The 25828-nt window shown below is 71.5% G+C and carries 21 protein-coding genes; 17 read left to right on the top strand and 4 right to left on the bottom strand.

Annotated features, from left to right (window positions below; genetic code table 11):
• The first annotated feature begins 10 nt into the window (after positions 1–10).
• The 4 genes from QSK18_RS16175 (at position 11) to QSK18_RS16190 (ending at position 3996) form a co-directional block, all read left to right on the top strand.
• Positions 11–682 carry an HAD-IA family hydrolase gene (locus QSK18_RS16175; RefSeq protein ID WP_285620002.1) on the top strand — a complete coding sequence of 224 codons (672 nt, stop codon included), beginning with the start codon at positions 11–13 and terminating at the stop codon, positions 680–682.
• Positions 679–1167, top strand: coding sequence for a dihydrofolate reductase (locus QSK18_RS16180; protein WP_285620004.1), 489 nt, complete (start codon positions 679–681; stop codon positions 1165–1167). Before QSK18_RS16175 ends, QSK18_RS16180 begins: the two co-directional genes overlap by 4 nt.
• Before the next feature lie 170 nt (positions 1168–1337).
• Positions 1338–2237, top strand: coding sequence for a 4-hydroxy-tetrahydrodipicolinate synthase (gene dapA, locus QSK18_RS16185; protein ID WP_232814868.1), 900 nt, complete (start codon positions 1338–1340; stop codon positions 2235–2237).
• Between the two features lie 70 nt (positions 2238–2307).
• Positions 2308–3996, top strand: a complete 1689-nt coding sequence (locus QSK18_RS16190; protein ID WP_232814867.1) for a ribonuclease J — start codon at positions 2308–2310, stop codon at positions 3994–3996.
• Positions 3997–4044: 48 nt separating this feature from the next.
• Here QSK18_RS16190 and QSK18_RS16195 read toward each other — a convergent pair whose 3' ends face one another.
• Positions 4045–5310: a GDSL-type esterase/lipase family protein gene (locus tag QSK18_RS16195; protein ID WP_285620008.1), complete on the bottom strand. Its 1266-nt coding sequence runs from the start codon at positions 5308–5310 to the stop codon at positions 4045–4047.
• 145 nt (positions 5311–5455) lie between these two features.
• Here QSK18_RS16195 and QSK18_RS16200 point away from each other — a divergent pair, with 145 nt between their 5' ends.
• From QSK18_RS16200 to QSK18_RS16225, 6 genes are all read left to right on the top strand, one after another.
• Positions 5456–8182: a DNA translocase FtsK gene (locus QSK18_RS16200; RefSeq protein WP_285620010.1), complete on the top strand. Its 2727-nt coding sequence runs from the start codon at positions 5456–5458 to the stop codon at positions 8180–8182.
• Positions 8172–8843 carry an NYN domain-containing protein gene (locus tag QSK18_RS16205; protein WP_352396544.1) on the top strand — a complete coding sequence of 224 codons (672 nt, stop codon included), beginning with the start codon at positions 8172–8174 and terminating at the stop codon, positions 8841–8843. Before QSK18_RS16200 ends, QSK18_RS16205 begins: the two co-directional genes overlap by 11 nt.
• Positions 8844–8998: 155 nt before the next feature.
• On the top strand, positions 8999–10504 hold the full coding sequence (rimO, locus tag QSK18_RS16210) for a 30S ribosomal protein S12 methylthiotransferase RimO (RefSeq protein WP_232814863.1): 1506 nt from the start codon (positions 8999–9001) through the stop codon (positions 10502–10504).
• Positions 10501–11079: a CDP-diacylglycerol--glycerol-3-phosphate 3-phosphatidyltransferase gene (gene pgsA, locus QSK18_RS16215; protein WP_232814862.1), complete on the top strand. Its 579-nt coding sequence runs from the start codon at positions 10501–10503 to the stop codon at positions 11077–11079. The genes rimO and pgsA overlap by 4 nt, the downstream gene beginning before the upstream one ends.
• Positions 11080–11144: 65 nt before the next feature.
• Entirely contained in the window at positions 11145–11789 is a 645-nt protein-coding gene (locus tag QSK18_RS16220; protein ID WP_232814861.1) for a CinA family protein, read from the top strand.
• Between the two features lie 408 nt (positions 11790–12197).
• On the top strand, positions 12198–12509 hold the full coding sequence (locus QSK18_RS16225) for a helix-turn-helix domain-containing protein (RefSeq protein ID WP_232814860.1): 312 nt from the start codon (positions 12198–12200) through the stop codon (positions 12507–12509).
• Positions 12510–12593: 84 nt separating this feature from the next.
• Here the strand turns inward: QSK18_RS16225 and QSK18_RS16230 are convergent, their stop codons facing one another.
• Positions 12594–13493, bottom strand: a complete 900-nt coding sequence (locus QSK18_RS16230; protein WP_232814859.1) for a DNA-formamidopyrimidine glycosylase family protein — start codon at positions 13491–13493, stop codon at positions 12594–12596.
• A 142-nt stretch (positions 13494–13635) separates the two neighbouring features.
• On the opposite strand from QSK18_RS16230, the gene QSK18_RS16235 reads away from it, so the two are divergent.
• The 3 genes from QSK18_RS16235 to QSK18_RS16245 are packed head-to-tail and all read left to right on the top strand — an operon-like array spanning position 13636 to position 15965.
• Positions 13636–14235, top strand: coding sequence for an ArsR/SmtB family transcription factor (locus QSK18_RS16235; protein WP_285620016.1), 600 nt, complete (start codon positions 13636–13638; stop codon positions 14233–14235).
• Entirely contained in the window at positions 14235–15521 is a 1287-nt protein-coding gene (locus QSK18_RS16240) for an MFS transporter (RefSeq protein WP_232814857.1), read from the top strand. The genes QSK18_RS16235 and QSK18_RS16240 overlap by 1 nt, the downstream gene beginning before the upstream one ends.
• Positions 15522–15545: 24 nt before the next feature.
• On the top strand, positions 15546–15965 hold the full coding sequence (locus tag QSK18_RS16245) for a protein-tyrosine phosphatase family protein (RefSeq protein ID WP_232814856.1): 420 nt from the start codon (positions 15546–15548) through the stop codon (positions 15963–15965).
• Positions 15966–16781: 816 nt separating this feature from the next.
• Here QSK18_RS16245 and QSK18_RS16250 read toward each other — a convergent pair.
• Positions 16782–22019 (bottom strand): Lhr family helicase, encoded by a 5238-nt coding sequence (locus tag QSK18_RS16250; RefSeq protein WP_285620020.1) that lies wholly within the window; start codon positions 22017–22019, stop codon positions 16782–16784.
• 144 nt (positions 22020–22163) lie between these two features.
• On the opposite strand from QSK18_RS16250, the gene QSK18_RS16255 reads away from it, so the two are divergent.
• Genes QSK18_RS16255 through QSK18_RS16270 form a run of 4 tightly spaced genes read left to right on the top strand, consistent with a single transcriptional unit; the run spans position 22164 to position 25149 of the window.
• On the top strand, positions 22164–22391 hold the full coding sequence (locus QSK18_RS16255) for a DUF3046 domain-containing protein (RefSeq protein ID WP_232814854.1): 228 nt from the start codon (positions 22164–22166) through the stop codon (positions 22389–22391).
• Positions 22388–23497: an ABC transporter ATP-binding protein gene (locus QSK18_RS16260; protein ID WP_232814853.1), complete on the top strand. Its 1110-nt coding sequence runs from the start codon at positions 22388–22390 to the stop codon at positions 23495–23497. Before QSK18_RS16255 ends, QSK18_RS16260 begins: the two co-directional genes overlap by 4 nt.
• 12 nt (positions 23498–23509) lie before the next feature.
• Positions 23510–24319, top strand: coding sequence for an ABC transporter permease (locus tag QSK18_RS16265; protein ID WP_285620023.1), 810 nt, complete (start codon positions 23510–23512; stop codon positions 24317–24319).
• Positions 24316–25149 carry an ABC transporter permease gene (locus QSK18_RS16270; protein ID WP_285620025.1) on the top strand — a complete coding sequence of 278 codons (834 nt, stop codon included), beginning with the start codon at positions 24316–24318 and terminating at the stop codon, positions 25147–25149. The genes QSK18_RS16265 and QSK18_RS16270 overlap by 4 nt, the downstream gene beginning before the upstream one ends.
• Before the next feature lie 52 nt (positions 25150–25201).
• Here QSK18_RS16270 and QSK18_RS16275 read toward each other — a convergent pair whose 3' ends face one another.
• Positions 25202–25633, bottom strand: coding sequence for an ankyrin repeat domain-containing protein (locus QSK18_RS16275; RefSeq protein WP_232814850.1), 432 nt, complete (start codon positions 25631–25633; stop codon positions 25202–25204).
• Positions 25634–25828 lie beyond the last annotated feature (195 nt).

A 25828-nucleotide genomic window follows, 5' to 3' on the forward strand; every position in this document is an offset into this window, starting at 1 on the left:
GCTGAGGAGCGTGGCCGACAACGATCTCCTGGGCTCCCTCGCCGGGCGCACCTTCGCCGCCGTCCTGTTCGACATGGACGGCACCCTGATCGACTCCACCCCCGCGGTGGAGCGGTCCTGGCTGCGCTGGGCGGCTGAGTTCGGCGTCCCCATGACCAGTTTCGGCACGTGGCACGGTGTCCCGGCCGCGCAGATCGTGCCCGAGTTCCTGCCCGAGGACCAGTGGGCGGCCGGCACCCGGCGGATCGAGGAGATCGAGACCGAGGACACCGAGGGCGTCGTCGTCCTGCCCGGCGCGGCCGAGGCCCTGGCCGCCCTGGCGCCCAGCGGCCGCTCGGCCATCGCCACCTCGTGCGTCGGCCCCCTGGCCCGGGCCCGGATCGCGGTCACCGGCCTGGTGGCGCCCTCGGTGCTGGTCACCGCCGACATGGTGGCGGTGGGCAAGCCGGACCCGGCGCCCTACCGGCTGGCCGCCGAGAAACTCGGGTTCGACGCGAGTGACTGCCTGGTCGTGGAAGACGCTCCGGCCGGTCTGGCCTCCGGCCGCGCCGCCGGCGCGGCGTGCCTGGCCGTGACCACCACCCATGCCGCCGATCAGCTCCCGGCCGACGCAATCGTCCAAAATCTCGATGCGGTGCAGTTCGTGGTCACCGACGCCGGCGTGCAGGTGCGGGCCCGATGACGATCGCCCTGATCTGGGCCCAGGCCGCCGGACGGGTGATCGGCCGGGCCGGTGACATTCCCTGGCACGTACCCGAGGACCAGGCCAACTTCCGCCGCCTGACCAGGGGCAACACCGTGCTGATGGGCCGCGCCACCTGGGACTCGCTGCCCGAGCGGTTCAGGCCTCTGCCCGACCGCCGCAACGTTGTCCTCACCCGCGACCAGAACTGGTCCGCCGAGGGCGCGGTCGTGGCGCACACCCCGCAGCAGGCGCTGCACGCGGCAGACACCCCGGAGGTCTGGGTGATCGGGGGAGGGGCTGTCTACGCCGAGTTCCTGCCGCTCGCGCACCGGCTGGTCGTCACCGAGGTCGATCTCGAGGTCGCCGGTGACACCTACGCACCCCTCGTCCCGCCGGAGTGGACCACCGAAGAGGCCCCGGACTGGGTGGAGTCCCGTACCGGCACCCGCTACCGCATCCGAGAATACCGTCGTGTGACCTGAACCACTTCCGAATCCTTTTCGTAACATCGCCGGATGCCAGACCGATGAGTCCCGGCGAGTGCTGACCCTGTTCGAACCCCCGAGCGAATAGGGTCAGCACTCACTGGCCGGCCCGCCCCGCAGCACCACGCGTCGCCGCGCACCGCTCCCGGCCCGGTACCGTGGCCCTCATGTCCGTGGAACCCGTCACCCGTTCCTTCGGTTCCGTCGGCGTCGCCATGGTCACGCCCTTCACGGAGGCCGGGGAGCTCGATCTGGCCACCGCCCAGAAGCTGGCGGTGCACCTGGTCGACGCGGGGTGCGACGCGCTGGTCGTCTCCGGCACCACCGGTGAGTCGCCGACTACGTCCGACGCCGAGAAGGAACAGCTGCTGCGGGCCGTCGTGGAGGCGGCCGGTGAGCGCGCGGTGGTCATCGCGGGCATCGGCACCAACGACACGGCCCACACCCTGGAGCTCAGCCGCCAGGCCGCCAAGGCCGGGGCGCGCGGGCTGCTCGCGGTCACGCCCTACTACTCCAAGCCCTCGCAGGCCGGCCTCCTCGCCCACTTCACCGCGGTCGCCGACGCCACCGGCCTGCCGGTCATGCTCTACGACATCCCCGGCCGCTCGGGCATACCGATCCAGGCCGAGACGTTGCTCCGGCTGGCCGAGCACCCGCGGATCACGGCGGTGAAGGATGCCAAGGACGACCTGTACGCCGGGGCCTGGCTGCTGGAGCAGACCGACCTGGAGATCTACTCGGGCTCCGATCAGCTCAACCTGCCCTGGCTCAGCATCGGCGCCTCCGGCATGATCAGTGTCGTCGGCCACGTCGCGGCCGCGCAGTACCGGCGGCTGGTCGGCGCCGTCGACGCAGGTGACCTGGTCACCGCGCGACGGATCAACTCCGAGGTGCTGCCCGCGGTCCGCGGTGTCATGACCCGCGCCCAGGGCGCGGTGATGGCCAAGGCCGCTCTGGAACTCATGGGAGTACTGCCCACAAGAACAGTACGACTGCCGCAGACGGCGGCCACGAACGAGGAGGTAGCGCTGCTGCGCAGCGACCTCGAGGAGGCACAGCTTCTTTGAACCTGTCGAACGAGACCGGCCCCGCCGAACCGGCGCGTGCCGGTGACGACGCGCGCCGCGAGGTGACCGCATGATCAACAACCTGAGCGAACTCGGCAGACCCCGGGCCGTGGCGAAGGGTGCCCTGCGCGTGGTCGCGCTGGGTGGCCTCGGCGAGGTCGGCCGGAACATGGCGGTGCTCGAGCACCAGGGCAAGCTCCTGATCATCGACTGCGGGGTGCTGTTCCCCGAGGACCACCAGCCCGGCGTCGACCTGATCCTGCCCGACTTCTCCTACATCGCCGACCGGCTCGACGACGTGGTCGCCGTGGTGCTCACGCACGGCCACGAGGACCACATCGGCGCGGTGCCCTACCTGCTGCGCCTGAAGAACGACCTGCCCCTGGTCGGTTCCCAGCTCACCCTCGCACTGATCGAGGCCAAGCTGAAGGAACACCGGATCACCCCGATCACGCTCGCCGTGAAGGAGGGGCAGAAGGAGCAGTTCGGCCCCTTCGACTGCGAGTTCGTGGCGGTCAACCACTCCATCCCGGACGCCCTGGCGGTCGCCGTCACCACCAGCGCCGGCACCGTGCTGCACACCGGCGACTTCAAGATGGACCAGCTGCCGCTGGACGGCCGGATCACCGACCTGCGGGCCTTCGCCCGGCTCGGCGAGGCCGGCGTGGACCTGTTCATGCCGGACTCGACCAACGCCGAGGTGCCCGGGTTCACCGTCTCCGAGCGGGACATCACCCCGGTGCTGAACTCGGTGTTCGCGGCCGCCGAGCGCCGGATCATCGTGGCCTCGTTCGCCTCGCACGTGCACCGGGTGCAGCAGGTGCTCGACGCCGCGCACGCCCACAACCGCCGGGTCGCCCTGGTCGGCCGCTCGATGGTGCGCAACATGGGCATCGCCCGTGACCTGGGCTACCTGACCGTGCCGCCGGGCGTGCTGATCGACATCAAGGCGGTCGGCGACCTGCCGGACGAGCGGGTGGTGCTGATGTGCACCGGCTCGCAGGGCGAGCCGATGGCCGCGCTGTCCCGGATGGCCAACCGTGACCACCGGGTCGAGGTCGGCGTGGGCGACACCGTGGTGCTCGCCTCCTCGCTGATCCCGGGCAACGAGAACTCGGTGTTCCGGGTGATCAACGGGCTCACCCGGCTCGGCGCCAAGGTGGTGCACCAGGGCAACGCCCGGGTGCACGTCTCCGGTCACGCCAGCGCCGGTGAGCTGCTCTACTGCTACAACATCATCAAGCCGAAGAACGTCATGCCGGTGCACGGCGAGATGCGGCACCTGGTGGCCAACGCCGAGCTCGCGGTCAAGACCGGGGTGCCGCGCGAGCGGGTCCTGGTCGCCGAGGACGGCGTGGTCGTCGACCTGATCGGCGGCAAGGCCACGATCGCCGGCAAGATCGAGTGCGGCCTGGTCTACGTGGACGGCTCGACGGTCGGCGAGATCACCGAGGCCGACCTGAAGGACCGGCGGATCCTCGGCGAGGAGGGCTTCATCTCGATCATCGTCGTGGTCGACTCGGCCAGCGGCAAGGTCCTGGCCGGCCCGGAGATCCACGCCCGCGGCTTCGCCGAGGACGAGGCGGTGTTCGACAAGGTCCGCCCGCGCATCCTGGACGCCCTGCGGGACGCGGCCAGCAACGGCACCAACAACGACACGCACCAGCTCTCGCAGATCGTGCGGCGCGTGGTCGGCCGTTGGGTGAACGAGTCCTACCGGCGCCGGCCGATGATCATCCCCCTGGTGATCGAGGCCTGATCCGGCTCACTGAGCGGCGCGGTGGAGAACTTCCACCGCGCCGCTCAGTCATGAGCAGCCCAGATCGGCCGCCTCGGAGAGGGCACGGCTGTAGGCGGTGATCCCGGCCGGGGAGAGGTGCACGGTGTCGGCGCCGAACCACGAGTCGGCCGTGCCGAAGGCGTGCTGGTCTCCCTGTGAACCCCAGTCGTACAGGGCCAGGCGGGGTTCGGCGTCGGCCTTCTGCTTCAGCAGTGCGTTGATCCGGGCGGCGGTCAGCTCGAACCGGTTACCCCGGGGCGTTCCGGCGTTGACCTTTCCCTGCGCGGCCATGGTCAGCAGCACCGTGCAGTGCCCTCGCTGGGCGAGCTCGTCGATGGTCTGCTGCAGGTTCTCCAGGGTCCAGCTGAGGCGGGACTCGAACTGCACGTCGTCGGGGGCCAGCCCGGCCCAGTTCGCATCGTTGGTCCCCAGCGCCACGACCACTGAGCCGGCCTCCCGAAGCCCGCGCAACTCGTCCTTCATCGTGCCGTTGGCCAGCTCGAGCGCGTCCAGCTCCTCCTGCGCGGCCACCCATCGTCGTCCTCCCTGCCCGTCGATCTGGGCGCGGTGGCCGCGATCCAGCAGGGCGGTGAGCAGGGGGCCCGTCGCGGGCGCGCCGGGTACGGCGGTGGGGGTAACAACGGACGTTTGTGCTGGCGTGGTTGCGCCGGGTGCAGCCGAGACGGTGGTTCCGGAAGCAGTAGCGGCCGCGGGCACCAGCTGGGCGATCAGACTGTCGCCGATGACGGCGACCGACCCCTTGCCGGGGGCTCCCGGTCCGAAGGGAGCGGTGTAGACCGTGCAGGCACCGTCAGGGGTGACGAATCGCGGCGACAGGGAGGCCGAGACGGCCACCTGGGACAGGCCGGACAGCGGGGCGGTCAGATCGTGGTTCCAGGCGAAGTCGGTGCCGGCCACCTCGGCCGGCGCCTGGTTCCAGCGCAGCTGCCAGCGATCGTTGGCCCGGTCCAGCCAGGCGCCGTTGGGCAGCGTGCGCACATGCAGTGCGGTGGGCCGTACCCCCAGCTCGGAGCTCACCTCCCAGGAAACTCGCCACTGCTGGTTCGTGGACGGGTCGGTGCAGGTGGAGCTGCCGATCTGCGCAGCCTGAGCGGGCCAGGGGGGCGGGGGATCGGTGCGTAGCTGCCGCACTCCCACCACCGCCGCGATCGCGGCCACCGCGCCCACTGCGACCACGAGCAGAACCGCCCGGGTGGAGCGGTGCCGGCGTAAGTGCAGCCCGGTGTCCGCCGGGGCCTCGATCTGCTGGTCCTGGGCTGTGTGGGCGGGCACGGCGTAACTGTAGGGGCGGCCGATCCAGGCGCTCGAACCGGCTGCACGGTGTGTCACCAGGCCTGGGCGAAGGGATGACGCCGCCCGGCGTGACCCTCGGCGTTGCACCCGTGATCCGGTGTGTCTATCGCGTAGCCTCGCCATCATGGCGACCCGTACGTCCACATCTGGCGGCAGTTCGTCGCGCTCCACTGCCTCCAAGAGTGCGTCCGGACGGTCCCGCACCCAGAGCACGGCCAAGGGCAAGGGGCGCACCACCAAGGCCCGCGGCACCGGCCGGACGACCAAGGCCGCCGCTCGCCCGCCCGCCCGCCGTAGTGCCCCGGCCCGCGCCCCGCTGCCGTTCCGGATGGTTCGCAGCCTCTACATGGGCCTGGCCCACCTGGTCGGCGGGGGCGCCCGGGTGGTCGGTCAGGGTGCCCGGGACTTCGACCCGGATCACCGCCGCGACGGTGTGGGCCTGCTCCTGGTGGCCGCCGCGATCGTGGTCGCCTCCCGCGAGTGGTGGGGCCTGCCGGGCAACCTGGGCGTCGCGGTGCACGCCGTGGCGGCCGGCACCATCGGCAAGGTCTCGCTCGTCCTGCCGCTGCTCCTGCTGGTCGCGGGCTGGCTGGTGATGCGCCGGCCGGACGAGATGGCCTCGGTCAACCGGATGTTCATCGGCACCGCCGCGATCATCGTCTCCGCCACCGGCCTGACCCACCTGGCCGCCGACGTGCCCGGCCCGTCCGACGGCGCGGGCGACATGCGCGGCGCCGGCGGCATGATCGGCTACCTGGTCTCGGCCCCGCTCGAGGCCGGCGTCAGCGTCTGGGGCGCCGTGCCGATCCTGCTGCTCCTGGCCTTCTTCGGTCTGCTCGTGGTCACCGCCACCCCGGTCTACGCGATTCCGGACCGTCTGCGCGACCTGCACGACTCCCTCACCGGCATGGGCACCGACGAGGAGTACCACCTCACCGGCCGCCGCTTCCGCCGCGGGCCGGCCGGCGACGAGGGCCCCTTGCACGGCGACGAGGCCTACGCCAAGGCCATCCTCACCCCCGACGAGGAGGACACGGCCCCGGTGCCGACCCGGCCGGCCAAACCGCGCAAAGGCCGTGCGGCCCGGGTCTTCGACGTCGACGCCGCCGGTCAGGAAGACGCCGTCCGCGAGACCCAGGAGGTCGACCTGCGCGACCTGCTGGACGCCGGGCGGGGCACGCCACCCCCGGCTCCGGCCGACAGCCCGGCCCCCCCTCCGCCGCCGCCCCCGGTCGCGAAGATCGCGCCCGTCCCGTCCAGCCCTCCCGAAGCCCCCGAGACCACCCAGCTGCCCGAGCGGGTGGAACAGCTGCTGCTGGCCGGAGACGTCACCTACCACCTGCCGCCGTCCGACATGCTGCCTGCCGGGCCCGCCCCGAAGGAGCGCAGCGAGGCCAACGACAAGGTGGTCGAGTCGCTCACCCGGGTGTTCGAGGACTTCAACATCGACGCCCAGGTCACCGGTTTCAGCCGGGGCCCCACGGTGACCCGCTACGAGGTCGAGGTCGGCCCGGCGGTCAAGGTCGAGAAGGTCACCGCGCTGAGCAAGAACATCTCCTACGCGGTGGCCAGCGCCGACGTGCGCATCCTGTCGCCGATCCCGGGCAAGTCGGCGATCGGCATCGAGATCCCGAACGCCGACCGCGAGACGGTCTCCCTGGGCGACGTGCTGCGCAGCCAGACCGCGCGGCGCTCGGAGCACCCGATGGTGATGGGCGTGGGCAAGGACGTCGAGGGCGGCTACGTCATCGCCAACCTGGCCAAGATGCCGCACATGCTGGTCGCCGGGGCCACCGGCGCCGGCAAGTCCTCGTTCGTGAACTCGATGATCACCTCGCTGCTGATGCGCTCCACGCCCGACGAGGTGCGGATGGTGCTGGTCGACCCCAAGCGCGTGGAACTCACCGCCTACGAGGGCATCCCGCACCTGATCACGCCGATCATCACCAACCCGAAGAAGGCCGCCGAGGCCCTGCAGTGGGTGGTGAAGGAGATGGACGCCCGCTACGACGACCTGTCGGCGTTCGGGTTCAAGCACATCGACGACTTCAACAAGGCGATCCGCAACAACACCGTCGTGCTGCCGCCCGGCAGCGAGCGCCGGCTCCAGCCCTACCCCTACCTGCTGGTCGTGGTGGACGAGCTGGCCGACCTGATGATGGTCGCGCCGCGCGACGTGGAGGACGCGATCGTCCGGATCACCCAGCTCGCCCGGGCCGCCGGCATCCACCTGGTGCTGGCCACCCAGCGGCCCAGCGTCGACGTGGTCACCGGCCTGATCAAGGCCAACGTGCCGTCCCGGATGGCGTTCGCGACCAGCTCGGTCACCGACTCCCGGGTGGTCCTCGACCAGCCCGGGGCGGAGAAGCTGATCGGTCAGGGCGACGGGCTGTTCCTGCCGATGGGCGCCTCCAAGCCGATGCGCGTGCAGGGTGCCTGGGTCACCGAGTCCGAGATCGAGCGGGTGGTCGAGCACGTCCGCGAGCAGCTGCAGCCGGTCTACCGCGAGGACGTCGCCGCCCCGGTCGTCCACAAGGAGATCGACGAGGACATCGGTGACGATCTTGAGTTGCTGCTGGCGGCTGCCGAACTCATCGTCACCTCGCAGTTCGGGTCGACCTCGATGCTGCAGCGCAAGCTGCGGGTCGGGTTCGCGAAGGCGGGCCGGCTGATGGATCTGCTGGAGTCCCGGGGTGTGGTGGGACCCAGCGAGGGAAGCAAGGCGCGCGACGTGATGGTGAAACCTGACGATCTTCCTGCCACGCTGGCCCTGATCCGCGGTGAGACCCCGCCGGACGACGACGCCGGCCGGGTAGAAGATCTATGGGAACCAGGTATGGATGATGATTGACGACGATTTGGGCGAGGACGCCCCCCTTACGGTCGAGGACCTCGGTCTGGTCAGCGGCGAGCGGGCCGAGCTGGACCTGCTGGTCTGGGACGCCCCGAACATCGACATGACGCTCTCGAACGTGATCGGCGGCCGGCCGTCGGCGCAGTCCCGGCCGCGGTTCGACGCGGTGGCCAAGTGGCTGCTGGCCCAGGCCGGCGACCGGGACGTGGAGGGTGCGGTCTTCGCGAACGTGCCTCCGGGCGGGGCCGCCACGATGCGCGGCTGGGTCGAGGCGATCCGCTCGTTCGGTTACTCGGTGTTCGCCCGGCCCAAGCTGGGCCCGCTCGACGACGTGGACGACGACATGCTCGCCCACATCGCCGAGCGCCACCGCACCCGGACGCTGCGGCGCCTGGTGGTGGCCAGCGGTGACGGGCGCAACTTCAACGAGCCGCTGGAAGAACTGGCCCGCGACGGCGTGGACGTCACGGTGCTGTCCTTCGTCGAGGTCGCCGGTTACGCGCAGGAGTCCGAGGTGATCCGGTTCGTCGACCTCGAGGACGTGCCCGGCGCCTTCACCACCCCGCTGCCGCGGGTGCGGCTGGACAACCTGCCGGCCGGTGGCGCCTGGCTGCAGCCGACCCGTTCGATGCGGGCCCTGCTGAGCGAGAACGCCTAGAGATCGAGGACGTCGGTGGGCCCCGGTCGCGTAGGCGGCCGGGGCCTTCCGGTTCCCCGTGGGACCCTTGGGCCGAGGGGGTGCTCAACGTCTCCTCGGGCGGGCAACTGGGGCTGGTGAATCCGGCAGGCCGAAACGGCCAGTAGTCTGTGGCCGTGGTTGCCCCTCGCTCCGTAGCTGTTGTCACCCTGGGATGCGCCCGGAACGAGGTCGATTCGGAGGAATTGGCCGGTCGCCTGGCCGCCGCCGGATGGGAACTCGTCGACGACGCCGAGAACGCCGACGTCGCCGTCGTGAACACCTGTGGCTTCGTCGAGCAGGCCAAGAAGGACTCGATCGACGTCCTGATGGAGGCCGCCGAGCTGAAGGACGGCCCGGCCCGCACCCAGGCCGTGGTCGCCGTCGGCTGCCTGGCCGAGCGGTACGGCGAGCAGCTCGCCGAGTCGCTGCCGGAGGCCGACGCGGTGCTCGGGTTCGACTCCTACGCCGACCTCTCCAAGCACCTCGACGCGATCCTGCACGGCGAGAAGCCGAAGTCGCACGTCCCGGTCGACCGGCGCACCCTGCTGCCGCTCACGCCGACCGCGCGCCGGGAGGCTGCCGTCGCCGTCCCCGGGCACTCGCAGGACCCGGTGATCATCGGTGACCTGCCCTCCGGGGTGGCTCCGGTCAGCGGCCCACGGGTGATCCGGGCCCGGCTCGACGGCCGCCCCTGGGCGCCGCTGAAGCTCGCCTCCGGCTGCGACCGCCGCTGCACCTTCTGCGCCATCCCGGCCTTCCGCGGCGCCTTCCTGTCCCGCCGCCCCGCCGAGGTCCTCACCGAGGCCCGCTGGCTGGCCGAGCGCGGCGTGAAGGAACTGTTCCTGGTCAGCGAGAACTCCACGTCCTACGGAAAAGACCTGGGCGACATCCGCCTGCTCGAGACCATGCTGCCCGAGCTGGCCGCGGTCGAGGGCGTCGACCGGGTGCGGGTGTCCTACCTGCAGCCGGCCGAGCTGCGGCCCGGCCTGATCGACGCGATCGCCGGCACCGAGGGCGTGGCGCCCTACTTCGACCTGTCGTTCCAGCACTCCTCCAACGCCGTGCTGCGCCGGATGCGCCGCTTCGGCAGCACCGGTGACTTCCTCAACCTGCTGCGCGGCATCCGCGAGCGCAGCGCCGAGGCGGGCATCCGCTCCAACGTGATCGTCGGCTTCCCGGGCGAGACCGAGGCCGACGTCGAGGAGCTGGCCGGCTTCCTGGTCGAGGCCCGCCTCGACGTGGTCGGCGTGTTCGGCTACTCCGACGAGGACGGCACCGAGGCCGCCACGCTCGACGGCAAGCTCTCGGCGGACGAGGTCGCGGCGCGGGTCGCGCACATCACCGGCCTGGTCGAGGAGCTCACCGCGCAGCGGGCGGAAGACCGCATCGGCGAGCGGGTCCGGGTCCTGGTCGAGGGTGTGGACGAGGACGATCCGGGCACGATGGTCGGCCGCGCCGCCCACCAGGGCCCGGAGGTCGACGGCCAGGTGCTGCTGCCCGGCGTGCAGGCCGCCCCCGGCGACTGGGTCGAGGCGGTCGTCACCGAGACGATGGGTGTGGACCTGATCGCCTCCGCGGTCGATCCGGCGGTCGATCTGGCGGCCCCCGCGGGCTCGTCCGCGGTGAACTCAGCCGGGTGAGCACCACGACCAAGGCGCCCAGCAACTGGAACATCGCCAACGCGCTGACCGCCCTGCGGATCGCGCTGGTGCCGCTGTTCGCCGTGCTCATGCTGCACGGTGACGGGCAGGAGACCAGCTGGCGGATCGCCGCCGCGGTGGTCTTCGCCGGGGCGATCATCACCGACCGGATCGACGGCGACCTGGCCCGCAGCTGGGGCCTGGTCACCGACCTGGGCAAGATCGCCGACCCGATCGCCGACAAGGCCCTGATCGGGGCCGCGCTGATCTCCCTGTCGATGATCGGTGAGCTCTGGTGGTGGGTCACCGTGCTGGTGCTCTTCCGCGAGCTCGGCATCACCGTCATGCGCTTCTTCATGATCAGGTACGGCGTGATGGCGGCCGGCCGGGGCGGCAAGGCCAAGACGGTGGCCCAGTCGGTGGCGATCATGCTGATGGTCTGCCCGCTGCCGGACGCGGTCCAGCCGCTGGCGTTCGCCTGCATGGGGGTCGCGGTGGCCCTGACCGTGGGCACCGGGATCGACTACGTGGCCCAGGCCGTGCGCCTGCGCCGGGCCGGTCGGTCCCCGGCCTAGAAGCCGTTGGACCGAAGGGGCCCTCACGGGTTGTAGTCACGTGGGGGAGTGGCACGCTGTGCCCCATGACCCAGACCCAGGAGCCGTCCCCGCCCGGACTGGAGCCGGGCGACGCGGACGAGAGTGAGCTCGCGGCCTCTCCGCACCACGCCGTGGCCGATGCGGAGATTGCTGCGGACATAGACCAGACTGCGGCCCAGATCGTTTCAGCCCTCAGCGAACAGGGGCGGACCGTGGCCATCGCCGAATCGCTCACCGGCGGCATGGTCTCGGCCTCTCTGGTGGCGATCGCCGGTGCGTCGGCGGTGCTGCGCGGAGCCGTGGTGGCCTACGCGACGGAGCTCAAGAAAGACATTTTGGGCGTCGATCCCGCTCTGCTCTCAGCGAAAGGGCCGGTCGATCCGGACGTCGCCGCACAGATGGCCGGGGGCGTCCGGGAGCTGCTGAAGGCCGACTACGGCCTCGCCACCACCGGCGTCGCGGGCCCGGGCCCGGCCGACGGAGCCCCCGCCGGAAGGGTCTTCGTGGCCGTCGCCGGACCCCTCGTGAAGGCCTCGCAACCGGCGACTGACCTGGACTTTTACCGGACCGTAGGTCACGAGCAGGTCACGGCCCGGGTGCTGCGCCTGGACCTGCCCGGCGACCGGGCGGCGATCCGGCTGGGCAGCGCGGCCCGGGTGCTGGAGCTCCTGGTCGAGGTGAACAGCTGATTCACAGGGTGCCGACAGGTCACCGAGCCGGGTTCGTCAAGGGGTGGCCGAACCTGAGTCCTCCTGCCTCAACCCCGGAACAGGGGCACCTCCGGCGCCGTTAGGTCTCACATGTCGTCAGCTGCCAACCGGTCCGAAAGTGCCGTTCCGGCCACCCCCGTTCGGACTCCTGCGCGACCGTTGTCGGTGCCGCGGGGTACGGTGAATCCACCACGACGCACATCGGCCGGTCCGTACGGATCGCGCCCGGAGTACGAACCGGGTAAACAACAGTCCGTCAAGTCGAACGGACGCCGGACTGTCGGCCACGCGGTCGTAACGGTTCGGGGGCAAGATGGTGCCAACACCGTCGAGTCCCGCCTTCCGGGCGGGGCACCGAGGGTAGGACCACAGAAAGGAGGGCGCGCCATGGTGCTTCTACGGCAGGAGATCGGCGACGTGCTCCGCGATGCCAGGCGCCAGCAGGGCCGCACCCTGCGAGAGGTGTCCTCGGTGGCCCGTGTCTCCCTCGGTTACCTGAGCGAGGTCGAGCGCGGTCAGAAGGAGGCGTCGTCCGAGCTGCTGGCATCGATCTGCGGGGCGCTCGACGTCCCGCTGTCCTCGGTGCTGCACGAGGTCAGCGAGCGGGTGGCGGCGGCGGAGAACCTCGTGCCCGCTGCGGTCCGGGTGCCTGACACTGTTCCGGAGGGGCTGGCCGACGAGCTCGCCGGAGCCGCATAACCCCACAGCTCTGCGCTGAACCCGAGTGCCTCCGGACTTCTCGTCCCGGAGGCACTCGGGTTTTGCCGTTTCGCCCAGGGGTGCTCAGCGTCGGTAGGGCGACCGAGGCCGAGGTGGCCGGATCCGCCGCTCGGCACCTACTGGTCCGCGTTCGGCACCCAACGGGCGCCGCGGACGTCCATCATCGGTCGGCACCACGCCCGGCTGGCAGTGCGGGCACCAGAACACCGCCCGATCGTTCGGGGGTTCTCCCAGGGTCGCCACCCGGATCGTCGTGCCGCAGCGACGGCACGGCCGGCCCGATCGCGCGTGTACGTACGCCTCCTGCCCCTTACGGGCGTTGCCGGTGGTGACCTGCGTGGCGCGGTCCACGTTCACCACCATCAGCCGGTGGGCCAGCCGCACCAGCTCCTCGAGCTTGGCCACCTCGCTGGTCGGCTGCCACGGGTTCACCCCGCGCAGGAACGCCGCCTCGCTCATGAAGAACGTGCCGATCCCGGCGATCACCCGCTGGTCCAGCAGGACCAGCCCGATCTCCCGCTCGCCCTGGTCGCGCACCCGCTGGGTGGCCACGGCCAGGTCCCAGGTGGGGGAGAGGATGTCCGGCCCCAGATGACCGACCAGGGTGCTCTCCCGGTCGGTGGCGATCAGGTCCATCATCCCGAGGTGGTGACCGATCGCCGTCCATTCCTGGTTGACCAGCACCGCCCGGATCTCGTGCTCGGCCCGCGGCCGGCGCCACGGCTCCCCGGTGCGGTGCACGTGCCAGGAGCCCTCCATCCGCAGATGGCTGTGCAGCGTCGCGTTCTGTTCCAGGCGGATCAGCAGGTGCTTGCCCACGGCGACCACCTCAAGCACCTCCAGACCGACCAGGTTCTCGCCGGCCAGTGAGGGCCAGCGCAGGTCGGCCTTGACCAGGCGACGCCCGGCGAGCGCGGCGTCGAGCCGCCGCGCGGTTCTCAGTACGACGTCACCTTCGGGCACCCGACCAGCATGCCTGCAGGTGGGGCGGGGCGCCGCCTCGAAGGGGCAGTGCGTTCGACCGGTCTGCCGTACTGCCTAGTTGGGCTACGAGTTGCACAACGTTCATTGCGCAAGAGTTCTTGTGCATCTACTCTCGTGCCTCATGGACGAAGCGCAGGACCGCCGACGGGTCGGCGACGAGGGCACGGTCAACCTCAGCGATCCCAAGGCCATGCGGGCGCTGGCCCACCCGCTGCGCATCTCGCTGCTGGCGGAGCTGCGGATCCGGGGCCCGCAGTCGGTCAAGATGCTCTGCGAGCTGCTCGACGAGGCCCCCGGTTCGATCAGCTACCACGTGGGCAAGCTGGCGGAGTTCGGTTTCGTCGAGGAGGCGCCGGAGCTGGCCCGCGACCGCCGCGAGCGCTGGTGGCGGGCGGCGCACGCCAGCACCTCCTGGTCACCGTCCGACGACCTGGAAGACCCGGAACGCCACGTGGCCTCGGGAGCGCTGCGTCGCCTGATCGCCCGTCGGCTCCTGAGCACGTACGAGGCCTACCTGGACATCGAACCCACGCTGGAACCCGACTGGGTGCAGGCGTCCACCACCGGTGACGTCTTCCTGCATCTGACTGTGGAGCAGATGCAGGAACTGCAGGGGGAGCTGGACGAGCTGGCCGAGCGCTGGGAGGCCAAGGCCTCGCACGGCAGCCGGCCCGGCACCGAGACCGTGGTCGCCACCTATCAGCTGTACCGGAGGCCCTGATGTCGCAGCATCGCCGGGGTTCGCTCTACGCCCTCTTCCTGGCGCACACGCTCTCCCTGACCGGCAACATGATCACGTTGCTGGCCCTGCCGTTGTACGTGCTCGACCAGACCGGCTCGGCCTCCGCCACCGGGGTCGCCGGGGTGGTGGCCACCCTGCCCATCGTTCTGGGCGACCTGTTCGGCGGCACAGTGGTGGACCGGCTCGGCTACCGGCGCGCCAGCATCCTCGCTGACCTTTGCGGCGGCTTCTTCGTGATGCTCGTGCCGCTCCTGCACGTCACCACCGGCCTGCCCCTCTGGGCAGTGTTCGTGCTGATCTTCGCGGGCAACCTGATCGACGCTCCCGGCCAGACCGCGCGACGGGCGATGCTGCCGGAGGTGGCCGCCGAGTCCGGCGTCCCGCTCGAGCGCGCCGTCGGCTGGATGGAGGCCACCGAACGCGGAGCCCGTCTGCTCGGTGCCCCGCTCGGTGGGTTCCTGGTCGTGGCCCTCGGCGGTCTCGAGGCGATGTTCGTGGACACGGCCAGCTTCGTCGTCTCGGCGCTGCTCGTGGCCCGGCTGGTCAAGGTCAGGAGCACAACTGAGGACGAGGGTGAGCCAGGAACGCCGGCAACGGCCGGTGAGTCGGTGGCCGGGTCGGGCTACTGGCAGGACCTGCGCGCCGGCTTCCGCTTCGTCGCCGCGGACCCGCTGATGCGGGCCATGGTCCTGCTCGTCGTGGTGACCAACTTCTTCGACGCGGCGGGCAGTTCCGTGCTGGTGCCGGTCTACGCCGACCGCGAGCTGAGTGGTGCGGTCGCCCTGGGGCTGCTGGTCGGGGCGATGGGCGGCGGCGCCTTCCTCGGGTCACTCCTGTTCGGTGCCGTCGGGCACCGCCTACCCCGCCGACCCACCCTGATCATCGCCTTCACCCTGGCCGGGGGCCCGGTCTACCTGGCGTTCGCCGCCGGCCTGCCCTTCGGCGTGCTGCTGGTGATGAAGGCGCTGGCCGGCTTCTGCGCCGGCGGCATCAACCCGATCCTCGGCACGGTGATGCTCGAGCGCATTCCGCCGCAGATGCGGGCCCGGGCGTTCGGGCTGGTCAATGCGGGCTGCTGGGCCGGAATGCCGCTCGGCAGCCTGGCCGCCGGCCTCGCTGTGGACCAGGTCGGGCTGACCGGGACCCTGCTGTTCGTGGGGCTCTGCTACGTGCTGGTCACCCTGCAGCCGCTCAGGGGCGGGGCCTGGCGAGAGATGGACAGGGCGCCGGTCCTCGACAAAGAATCCTCCCAGAGCCTGGCCTGATCGTTCGCGTCCGAGGAGGGCAGCATGTGGGACCAAGGTCTACCGGGAGTCCTCGACCTGCCCTCGGGCCGCCGTATCCGGGGCCGGGGCCTGCGCTCTGGCACCCCACCCGGCCCCGACCCTGAGTTCGGCGTCTACCTGCTCGGAAAGCCACCGGCAGCGACCGTTTGGGCCAGCGCCTGGATCCGCTGGCCCGACTTCCGCCTACCCACCGACCGGGAACAGGCCCGCAAGGTGCTGCAGGAAACCTTGGCCCGGGCCGAGGAACAACGGGTCGAGATCGCCTGTGCGGGTGGCCGAGGCCGCACGGGCACCGCGCTGGCCTGCCTCGCCGTGCTCGACGGCGTGCCCCCGACCGAGGCGGTGGCGTTCGTACGACGCGGATACTCTCCCCACGCCGTCGAAACACCCTGGCAGCGGCGGTTCGTCGAGCGTTACGCCTGACTGCCCAGGTGCCAGCCATCCCGCAGCGCCCTGTCGCCTGTGGCCCCATCGACCGAGGGGCGCCGAGCCCCCGATCTCCCGCGAACCCCCTACACGAAACGGGGCGTTCGCTGCGGCAGTTGGCCCCCACCCGGGCCCCCGCAGGTACAGCGTGTCCTGCGAACCCGAATCGCCGGGATCAGCCAGAAGATGCTCACGCAGACGCTGCGCTCAACGGAACGCGCCGGACTCATGACCACACGATCACTCGCCTCCTGCCCCCGGCCAGCTACGGCTAGGCCCAGTCGGTGAGGCGTACATTGCGTACACCTGGTACACGATGTACATCTCATCGCCCGGTGGCTAAGGGCTGCCGAAGCACCCGACCATGAGCCGTCCAGCATCAGGCTGGGTGCCTTGCCCCTTGGCTTCCGGCTGTCACGGCTTACCTGCTGAGTGCCGGGCTGGACGTTGCAGGGTCGGCGTTGCAGGGCCAGCGCTGCTGGGTCGGCGTTGTCGGGCTGGGCGTTGTCGGGCTGGGCGTTGTCGGGCTGGGCGTTGTCGGGCTGGGCGTTGTCGGGGTCGGCGTTGTCGGGCTGGGCGTTGTCGGGGTCGGCGTTGCCGGGTCGGCGCTGCCGGGCGGAGCGTTGCGCGTCGCTGCCTCTGACCGCCCGGGTGGGCTGGGCGTTCCCTGCCGTCTGCCGGGCGCCCATCCGCTGATCACCAGGTCGGCTGCGGAATCACCAGGTCGGCTGCGGAGCGGCCGCTGAAGGCCAGGTCAGCCGGTTTCGCGGTCACCCGACCGAGATGTTGCCGCGGTCTCCTGATCCTGGCCGTTCAGGCTCTCAGCCGCAGACCCCTCGGAGTTGCCCGGAACCCGGCGTTCTCGAGGGCCTGCGCCAGCGGGTTGTCGGTGTTCAGAACTCCCTCCCCATCTGCCTTCTCGACCGTGAGCCGGCCCAGTGCCCCCTCTCGCACGGCCAGCGCCAGAGCGTCGGCGGCGGCGCGGAGCAGTTCTTCCTCGTTGGTCCAGGACAGCAGCGTGCGGCCGCCGCGTTCGACGTAGAGGGTGAGCGCTCCGTCGACCAGGATGACGATGGCTCCGGCCTTGCGCCCGGGACGGTGCCCGGCGTTGTCGCCGGGACGTTCAGGCCAGGGCAGGGCGGCGCCGTAGGGGTTGGCCGGGTCGGCGGCGGCGAGAACCACTGTGCGCAAGCCGCCTTCGGAGGCGAAGGTCTCACCGGCGGGCCGGGCCGAGGCCCGCAAGCGGTCGACGGCGCCGGTGCCGGCGAACTGGGACGCGCCCAGGCCCTCGACGAAGTAGCCGCGCCGCACCCGCCCTGCGTCCTCGAAGCCGGAGAGCACGCGGTAGGCCGCCGCGAAACCGCCGGCCACCCGTTCGGCCATCACGGCGCCCCGGGTGACCACCCCGTGCCGTTCGAGCAGCACCTCGGCCTGGGCATGGGCGCGGGCGGTCGGATCCGGCTCGCGCTCGGGCAGCAGTGACCAGCGCCCGGCGGCGAGCGGCGGGCCGGTGCGGCTGGGCATGGCCGGGCGTGAGGAACCGCCCCGCCCGGCCCGCAGAGAGCCGTAGCGGCCGTAACGTGCGCGTGGGGCGCTCGGGCGGCTCTTGTGCGCGACCTTGCCGCCGGCCAGCTTCGCCCGCAGCGCGGACAGGGTGTCGTTGCTGATCTGCCCGGCCCAGACCAGGTCCCACAGGGTCTGGGTGAGTTCCTGGTCGTCGGTGCTGGCCACCGCGTCGCTCAGCGCCCGGAAGAAGTAGGCCCCGCCACCGGCCAGCGCGTCGAGCACGGCCAGATGCTTCTCTTCGGGCTCGAACTCGGCCTCGGGCGCGGCCAGGGTGAGGGGCGCGAGGTCGGCCGGGTGCAGCGAGATCCAGCCGTCGTCACCCGGCAGGGTGCCGTGCCCGGCCCAGACCACCTCGCCGGCGCTGGTCAGTTCGTCGAGCAGGGCCGGCGTGTAACCGGGCACCCGGCCGGGGATGACCAGGGTCTCCAGCGCACTCGCCGGGATCCAGGCCCCGGCCAGCTGCTCGACGGCCCGCAACACGCCGTCGACCCCACGGGTGCGGCCGCCCACGCCCTGCCAGCCGGGCAGGAACCGGGCCAGGTCGAGCGCCGGGACCGGCTCGACCTCGGCCCGCAGCGCAGCGAGCGAGCGCCGCCGCAGGGTGCGCAGGACCTCGGCGTCGCAGTAGTCCATGCCCTGACCGCCGCCGGACTCCAGCGGACGCAGTTCGCCCTGCACCAGACGGCCGTTGTCGACGAGCCGGCGCAGGCCGTCGACGACCACCACTGCGCCCAGGCCGAGCCGGGTGGCGAGCTCCTGCGCGGTGAAGGGACCGTGCGAGCGGGCGTAGCGGGAGAGCAGGTCGCCCAGCGGATCCGGTACGGGCTCGGTGAACACCTCGGCCACCCCGACCGGCAGGGCCGTGCCCAGCGCGTCGCGCAGGCGGCCCGCGTCTTCCACTGCGGCCCAGCGCTCTTCGCCCGAGACCCGCACCCGGATGAGCCGACGCGCGCCCTCGAGCTCGCTCAGCCAGCGCCCCACCTCAGCCGGATCGGCGGTGGGAACCCGGGCAGTCACCGTCTCCGCCCGCCGCGCGTGTGGCCACGAGGGGTCCGATCCGTCCGGCCCCAGGGCACCGGCGGCGGCGTCCGACACCGGGGCCGCCGCAGCGATCTCGGCCTCGGTGGCGTCATCCCCCCAGCCACCTTCGGCACCCAGATCGACAAGCTCGTTCGCGCCGTCCGCCTCTGGCCCGCGACCTGGCCCCGCCCCGAAACCTGGCTCCGCGTCGGGACCTGAGCCTGCCTCGGAACCTAGCCCTGCCTCGGCATTTGAGGCCGACTCAGGATCTCGGGCTGCCTTGGCACCTGGACTCGCCTCGCGACCTGGACTCGCCTCGCGACCTGGACTCGCCTCGCGACCTGGACTCGCCTCAAGATGTGGGCCCGCCTCAAGATCTGTGCCCTCACCAGGCTCGGCGTCCAGGGCAGGCCCGCGGTTCGCGGCTGATCCGGCGTCCAGCCCAGGTCCGGCGTCTGGCCCAGATCCGGAATCCGGCCCCGGCTCAGCACCCAGTCCAGCCTCCACGGCGGCCCATGCCTCGGCGTCGATGGTGCGCTCGACCACCTCGGACGTGGACAACGGCCCGATCATCCGGACGAGGTCGGCCACCTGTTCCATCGAGCGCGCGCGCCGGTTCGGCGCCAGCCGCTGCAACTCGTCCTCGGTGCGCCGCAGTGCAGCCGGGTCGAGCAGGTCACGCAGCGACGCCCCTTCACCCCGCCCCAGCAACTCCGCCAGCAGCGCCGGGTCGAGCGCGAGTGCGGCCGCCCGACGCTCGGCCAGGGGGGAGTCGCCCTCGTAGAGGAACTGCGCCACGTAGCCGAACAGCAGGCTGCGGGCGAAGGGCGACGGCTGCTGCGTGGTCACCTCGACCACCTTGACCGACCGCGCCCGCACGTCGCGCATCAGCGACTCCAGGCCCGGCACGTCGAACACGTCCTGCAGGCACTCGCGCAGGGTCTCCAGCACGATCGGGAAACTGCCGTAGCGCGAGGCCACCTCGAGCAACTGGGCCGCTCGCTGACGTTGCTGCCACAGCGGCTGCCGCTTGCCCGGCTGCCGACGGGGGAGCAGGAGAGCGCGGGCCGCGCACTCGCGGAAGCGCGAGGCGAACAGCGCCGAACCGCCGAGCTCGGCGGTGACCAGCTCCTCGACGTCCTCGGCCTCCAGCACGATCAGGTCGGCCACGTCCGGCGCCGAGCCGTCTTCCGTCTCGACGTCCGGCAGCCGCAGCACGATGCCGTCGTCGCCCGGCGCGGCCTGCACGTCCACCCCGAACCGCTCGCGGAAACGCGCGGCCACGGCCAGCGCCCAGGGCGAGTGCACCTGACCACCGAACGGCGAGTGCACCACCACCCGCCAGTCGCCGATCTCGTCGCGGAAGCGCTCGATCACGATCGTCTTGTCGTCCGGCAGGTGCCCGGTGGCCTGCTTCTGCTCGTCCAGGTAGCCCAGCAGGTTGTCGGCCGCCCACTCGTCCAGACCCGAGGCCAGCACCCGCTCGCGGGCGGCTTCGGCCTTCATCCGGCCGACCGAGCGCACGTAGGCCCCCACCGCGCGCCCGAGCTCGGCCGGGCGGCCCTGCTGATCGCCCTTCCAGAACGGCAGCCGGCCCGGCTGACCGGGCGCCGGGGTGACCAGGACCCGGTCGTGCGTGATGTCCTCGATGCGCCAGGACGAGGAGCCCAGGGTGAACACATCGCCCACCCGTGACTCGTAGACCATTTCCTCGTCGAGCTCACCCACCCGGCGCCCGGCGCCCTTACGGGCCTCGTCACCCCCGGCCAGGAACACCCCGAAGAGCCCGCGGTCGGGGATGGTGCCACCGCTGGTCACCGCCAGCCGCTGAGCTCCCGGCCGGGCCTGCAGCACGTCGCCGTGCCGGTCCCAGACCAGCCGGGGCCGCAGTTCGGCGAACTCGTCGCTCGGGTAGCGCCCGGCCAGCATGTCCAGCACCGACTCCAGCACCCCGCGGGTGAGCCCGGCGAACGGCGCGGACCGGCGGACCAGCTCTTCCAGCTCGGCCACCCGCCACTCGTCCATCGCCACCATCGCGACGATCTGCTGGGCCAGCACGTCGAGCGGGCTGGCGGGCACCGCGAGCTGCTCGATCGAGCCCTCGCGCATGCGCTCGACCACCACCGCGGTCTGCACCAGGTCACCGCGGTACTTCGGGAAGAGCGCCCCGGCCGACACCGCACCCACCTGGTGCCCTGCCCGGCCGACCCGCTGCAGACCGCTGGCCACGCTCGGCGGGGACTCCACCTGCACCACCAGGTCGACGGCCCCCATGTCGATACCGAGCTCGAGGCTGGAGGTGGCGACCACCGCGGGCAGCCGCCCGGCCTTGAGCTCGCCCTCGATGATCGCCCGCTGCTCCTTGCTCACCGAGCCGTGGTGCGCCCGGGCCAGCACCGGCGCGGCCCCCACCGAGGCACCGGACTGGGCCATGATCGCGGCCGGCTGCACCGCCCCGTGGTCAGGCAGCGGCTCCTGGCCGTCGTCGGCGGCCAACGCCAGCCGTTCGGTCCAGATCTCGTTGAGCCGGGCGGTGAGCCGCTCGGCCAGCCGCCGCGAGTTGGCGAACACCAGGGTGGAACGGTGCTCGGCGATCAGGTCGACGATGCGCTCCTCGACGTGCGGCCAGATCGAGGGCCGGGCCGCGGCCCCGGCTGCTGCACCGGTCAGGTCCTCGTCGGGATCGGCGGTGGCGCTGGCCGTACTGCCCGGACCGGAGTCGAGCTCGGCCATGTCCGGCACCGGCACGATCACCCGCAGGTCCCACTGCTTGGTCGAGCCCGGCTGCACCACCTCGACCGGGTTGCGCCCGCCCAGCCAGCGGGCGATCTCCTCGATCGGCCGTACGGTGGCCGACAGGCCGACCCGTTGCGCCGGGCGCTCGAGCAACGCGTCCAGCCGCTCCAGCGAGAGCGCCAGATGGGCGCCTCTTTTCGAGCCGGCGACGGCGTGCACCTCGTCGATGATCACCGTCTCGACCCCGCTGAGCATCTCCCGCGCCTGCGAGGTGAGCAGCAGGAACAGCGACTCCGGGGTGGTGATCAGCACGTCGGGCGGATTACGGGTGAAGGCCCGGCGCTCGTCGGCCGGCGTGTCACCCGAGCGCAGCGCCACCTTCACCTCCGGCAGCGGCAGCCCGAGCCGCCCGGCCGCCTGCCGGATACCGGCCAGGGGCGAACGCAGGTTGCGCTCGACGTCGACCGCGAGCGCCTTCAGCGGCGAGACGTAGAGCACCCGGCAGCGGCGCTTGGTCTCTTCCGGGACGGGGGTGGCGGCGAGCCGGTCGAGCGCCCAGAGGAACGCAGACAGGGTCTTGCCCGAACCGGTGGGCGCGACGACCAGCGCGTGCCGCCCGGCACTGACCGCGTTCCACGCTCCGGCCTGCGCGGGCGTGGGCGCGGCGAAGGCCCCGGTGAACCACGCGCGGGTGGCCGGGGAGAATCGCTCGAGCACCTGTTCCGTCACACCACAGATCCTCACACGCACCACCGACAATTTCGGCTCCAGAAGCCGTCGGAGCAGGTCAGGAGCAGATCGGCGAGTCTGTCGGAGGTAGCTGCCACACTGGTCCGCGAGCGCACCGAGCCGGGCGGGTGGCATGCTCGGAAGGTGCGTAGCAGCGAGTTCTGGGATCTGGTGGACGAAGAGTTCGGGCGCGCCCACGGCCGCATGCTGGTCCATGACCTCGTGCTGCTGGAACTGGGTAACCGAACGGCGGAGCAGGCGATCGAGGCGGGCGAGTCACTGCGTGAGGTGTGGTTCGCCCTGTGCCGGTCGATGGATGTGCCCCCCGAACGGCAGTGGGGCAAAGACGAGAAGGAGCGCCGCCGGGCATGACGGGAAGGGCAGGGGAGGGCCCAGCAACCACGGAAGGTGCAGCGGCTACACCGCAGCAGGGGGAAGAGATCGGGATCCGGCAGGACGCAGGGCCCGCATCGCAGTTCGACCCGGCCGGCACCCACACACCGGACGTCGGGGCCCAGGTGCCCACCGACGTCCGTGATCGGGAACCGGCCGAGGTCCTGATCAGGGCCCGCGCCCTGACCAAGCACTTCGGCGACTTCGTCGCCGTCGACGGCATCGACATCGAGGTCCGTAAGGGCGAGGCCTTCGGTTTCCTCGGCCCGAACGGGGCCGGCAAGTCGTCCACCATGCGCATGATCGGCTGCGTCTCCCCGGTCACCGCGGGCACCCTCACCATGCTCGGGATGGATCCGCAGGCCGACGGCCCGGCGATCCGCGCCCGGCTCGGCGTCGTGCCCCAGAAGGACCTGCTCGACGAGGAACTCACGGTCCGCGAGAACCTCCTGGTCTACGGCCGCTACTTCGGCCTGCGCCGCTCCGAGATCGCCCGTCGCGCCGACGAACTGCTGCGGTTCGCCCAGCTCAGCGATCGCGCCGACAGCCCGGTCGAACCGCTCTCGGGCGGGATGAAACGCCGTCTGACCATCGCCCGGGCACTGATCAGCGCCCCCGAGATCCTGCTGCTCGACGAGCCCACCACCGGCCTCGACCCACAGGCCCGGCACGTGCTGTGGGACCGGCTCTTCCGGCTCAAGCAGCAGGGCGTCACGCTGGTCCTGACCACGCACTACATGGACGAGGCGGAGCAGCTGTGCGACCGCCTGGTGGTGATGGACCACGGCCGGATCGTCGCCGAGGGCTCACCCCGCGAGCTGATCGAACGCTATTCCAGCCGGGAGGTGGTGGAGGTCCGGTTCAGCGACTTCGACCTCGAACCGCACCGCGAGAGGCTGGATCTCGGCCCGCTCGCGGCCCGGGTGGAGGTACTGCCCGACCGCCTGCTGATCTACACCGACGACGGCGACGCAGCCGCCCGCCGGGTCGACTCCGGCCCCGACCGCCCGCTCTCCGTGCTGGTCCGCCGCAGCTCGCTGGAAGACGTGTTCCTGCACCTCACCGGTCGTTCCCTGGTCGACTGAGGGGAAAGAGCGATGACCACGCCCACTCTCGGGGTCCCCGCACTGGGTGACCCGCACCGTTCACTGGCTGCCCTGGAGTACTGGCTGCGTGCCTACCGCCGCACCTGGCGCGCCAGCGCCGCCACCGCGTTCGTCATGCCGCTGGTGTTCCTCGGCGCCTTCGGGCTCGGGCTCGGCAGCCTGGTCGACGGCAACACGGCCGGCCCGCTCGGCGAGGTGGAGTACCTGGCCTTCGTCGCTCCCGGCATCCTGGCCGCGAGCGCGATGCAGAGCGCCTTCGGCGAGTGCACCTGGCCGATCCTCTCCAGCCGGAAATGGACCGGGCACTACCACGCCCAGGCCGGATCGCCGCTGACCATCCCCGACATCGTCACCGGGCACCTGCTCTTCGTCGCCATCCGGCTGCTCCTCGGCGCGGTCGCGTTCGCCGTGATCGGCACCTTGGCCGGGGCCTTCTCCTCGGCCTGGTTGATCCTCGCGGTCCCGGTCGCCGTGCTCACCGGGCTGGCCCACGCCGCCCCGCTGATCGCGTTCTCGATCACCCGCGAGAACGACTCCGACTTCTCCGTGCTCATGCGTTTCGTGATGACGCCGCTGTTCCTCTTCGCCGGCACCTTCTTCCCGGTGAGCCAGTTCCCGCAGGGGGTCGAGATCCTCGCCTGGCTCACCCCGTTGTGGCACGGCACGCAGCTGTGCCGCGAGCTCGCCCTGCAGGAGGCCGGGCTGATCGCCTCGCTGGGCCATCTGGCCTACCTGGTGCTCTGGGGCACAGGCGGTTACGCGCTGGCAGTGTGCTCCTACCAGAAGATGCTGCTGTCGTGAGCACCCTGGAGCACGCGGACGCCCCGACCGCTCCGACCGTCCTGCACCGACTGGCCGGCTGGCTGGCCCACTTCCGCGGAGCCCCGGCCGTGGTCGAACGCAACGCCCGCGGCGCCCGGCGCTCGCTGTTCGTGATGATCTCCGGCTTCTTCGAGCCGCTCTTCTACCTGCTCTCGCTGGGAATCGGCATCGGAGCACTGGTCGGCAGCGTGCAGTACGGCGGAGAGTCGTTCAGCTACCAGGAGTTCGTCGGCCCGGCGCTGCTGGCGGCCTCGGCCATGAACGGGGCGGTGGCCGACTCCACGTACAACGTGTTCGGCAAGCTCAAATACACGCGGGTCTACGACGGCATGCTGGCCACACCACTGGGACCCCGGGCGGTGGCGGCGGGAGAGATCTGCTGGGCCCTGCTGCGTGGGGCCGGTTACGCGACGGCGTTCCTGCTGGTCCTGCTCGTCGCGGGGTACGTGAAGTCGGGGTGGGCGGTGCTGGCCGTGCCGGCGGCCACGCTGATCGGGTTGGCGTTCGCCGGGGCGGGCATGGCGGCCACCACGTTCATGCGCTCATGGCAGGACTTCGACCTGGTCAACCTGGTGGTCCTGCCCCTGCTCCTGCTCTCCACCACGTTCTACCCCCTCTCCACCTACCCCAGCGGGTTCGGCGTGATCGTGCAGCTCACCCCGCTGTACCACGGGGTCGAGCTGGAGCGGGCCCTGATGCTCGGCACCATGGACGCGAGCGTGCTCGGGCACGTGATCTACCTGCTGGTGCTGGGCCTGGCCGGGCTGTGGCTGGCCGGGCGCCGGCTGGAGCGGTTGCTGCTGTCCTGAAGCCCCCGGAATCCGGAAGCCCCCAAACAATGGACGCCTGTGGGCGCCGATGTCAGTCCCGCTGGCGGGGCAGCTGGATCGGCTGGGTGGACGGGCCCAGCAGGTCACCCAGTCCCATCCGCTGAGCCAGGCGGCGCGGGCTGATCCCGGTGGAGTTGGCGGCGTCCGGGTCGGCACCGTGGGCCAGCAGCTCGTCGGCCGCCGCCCGCTGACCGTGCGCGGTGAAGATCGCGCGCCACAGCGGGGTGTTGCCCCAGCGGTCGGTGGCGGTGGTGGCGGCCCCGGCCGCGATCAGCATGCCGATCACCTGGGGGTGCTGCTCCTGGGCGGCGAAGTGCAGCGGCGTGAAGCGCACGGCGTCGGGCTGACCCGGGTCGGCGCCCTCGGCCAGGAGACGCGCTACCTCGGCGGCATCGCCGTCGGCCGCGGCGTAGTGCAGCGGGGAACGCCCGAACTCGTCGGTTTCGCGGAGTGCATCGATCATGTCCGGCATTGTGCCTCTAAGTAATCCTCATTTCCACCCCTTCGGGCCACGTGTCACAGCCTGTTCCAGAAATCGTCACTCGCGCCTGGCCAGTGATGATGCTGTGTCAACAGGGGGCTACGGGGCGATTGGGACGTGACGTTCGGGGCTCTGCCGGGCGCGGTGCGTCATCACATTGCGTGTTCAACAGTGATT

This window comes from Kineosporia sp. NBRC 101677, assembly GCF_030269265.1.
GTDB lineage: Bacteria > Actinomycetota > Actinomycetes > Actinomycetales > Kineosporiaceae > Kineosporia > Kineosporia rhizophila.

What these genes read in the sequence shown, in the direction of transcription:
- QSK18_RS16180 (WP_285620004.1), top strand. Translation starts at nt 679, where the DNA reads ATGACGATCGCCCTGATCTGGGCCCAGGCCGCCGGACGGGTGATCGGC.
- dapA (WP_232814868.1), top strand. Translation starts at nt 1,338, where the DNA reads ATGTCCGTGGAACCCGTCACCCGTTCCTTCGGTTCCGTCGGCGTCGCC.
- QSK18_RS16190 (WP_232814867.1), top strand. Translation starts at nt 2,308, where the DNA reads ATGATCAACAACCTGAGCGAACTCGGCAGACCCCGGGCCGTGGCGAAG.
- QSK18_RS16200 (WP_285620010.1), top strand. Translation starts at nt 5,456, where the DNA reads ATGGCGACCCGTACGTCCACATCTGGCGGCAGTTCGTCGCGCTCCACT.
- QSK18_RS16205 (WP_352396544.1), top strand. Translation starts at nt 8,172, where the DNA reads ATGATGATTGACGACGATTTGGGCGAGGACGCCCCCCTTACGGTCGAG.
- QSK18_RS16220 (WP_232814861.1), top strand. Translation starts at nt 11,145, where the DNA reads ATGACCCAGACCCAGGAGCCGTCCCCGCCCGGACTGGAGCCGGGCGAC.
- QSK18_RS16225 (WP_232814860.1), top strand. Translation starts at nt 12,198, where the DNA reads ATGGTGCTTCTACGGCAGGAGATCGGCGACGTGCTCCGCGATGCCAGG.
- QSK18_RS16235 (WP_285620016.1), top strand. Translation starts at nt 13,636, where the DNA reads ATGGACGAAGCGCAGGACCGCCGACGGGTCGGCGACGAGGGCACGGTC.
- QSK18_RS16240 (WP_232814857.1), top strand. Translation starts at nt 14,235, where the DNA reads ATGTCGCAGCATCGCCGGGGTTCGCTCTACGCCCTCTTCCTGGCGCAC.
- QSK18_RS16245 (WP_232814856.1), top strand. Translation starts at nt 15,546, where the DNA reads ATGTGGGACCAAGGTCTACCGGGAGTCCTCGACCTGCCCTCGGGCCGC.
- QSK18_RS16260 (WP_232814853.1), top strand. Translation starts at nt 22,388, where the DNA reads ATGACGGGAAGGGCAGGGGAGGGCCCAGCAACCACGGAAGGTGCAGCG.
- QSK18_RS16265 (WP_285620023.1), top strand. Translation starts at nt 23,510, where the DNA reads ATGACCACGCCCACTCTCGGGGTCCCCGCACTGGGTGACCCGCACCGT.
- QSK18_RS16275 (WP_232814850.1), bottom strand. Translation starts at nt 25,633, where the DNA reads ATGATCGATGCACTCCGCGAAACCGACGAGTTCGGGCGTTCCCCGCTG.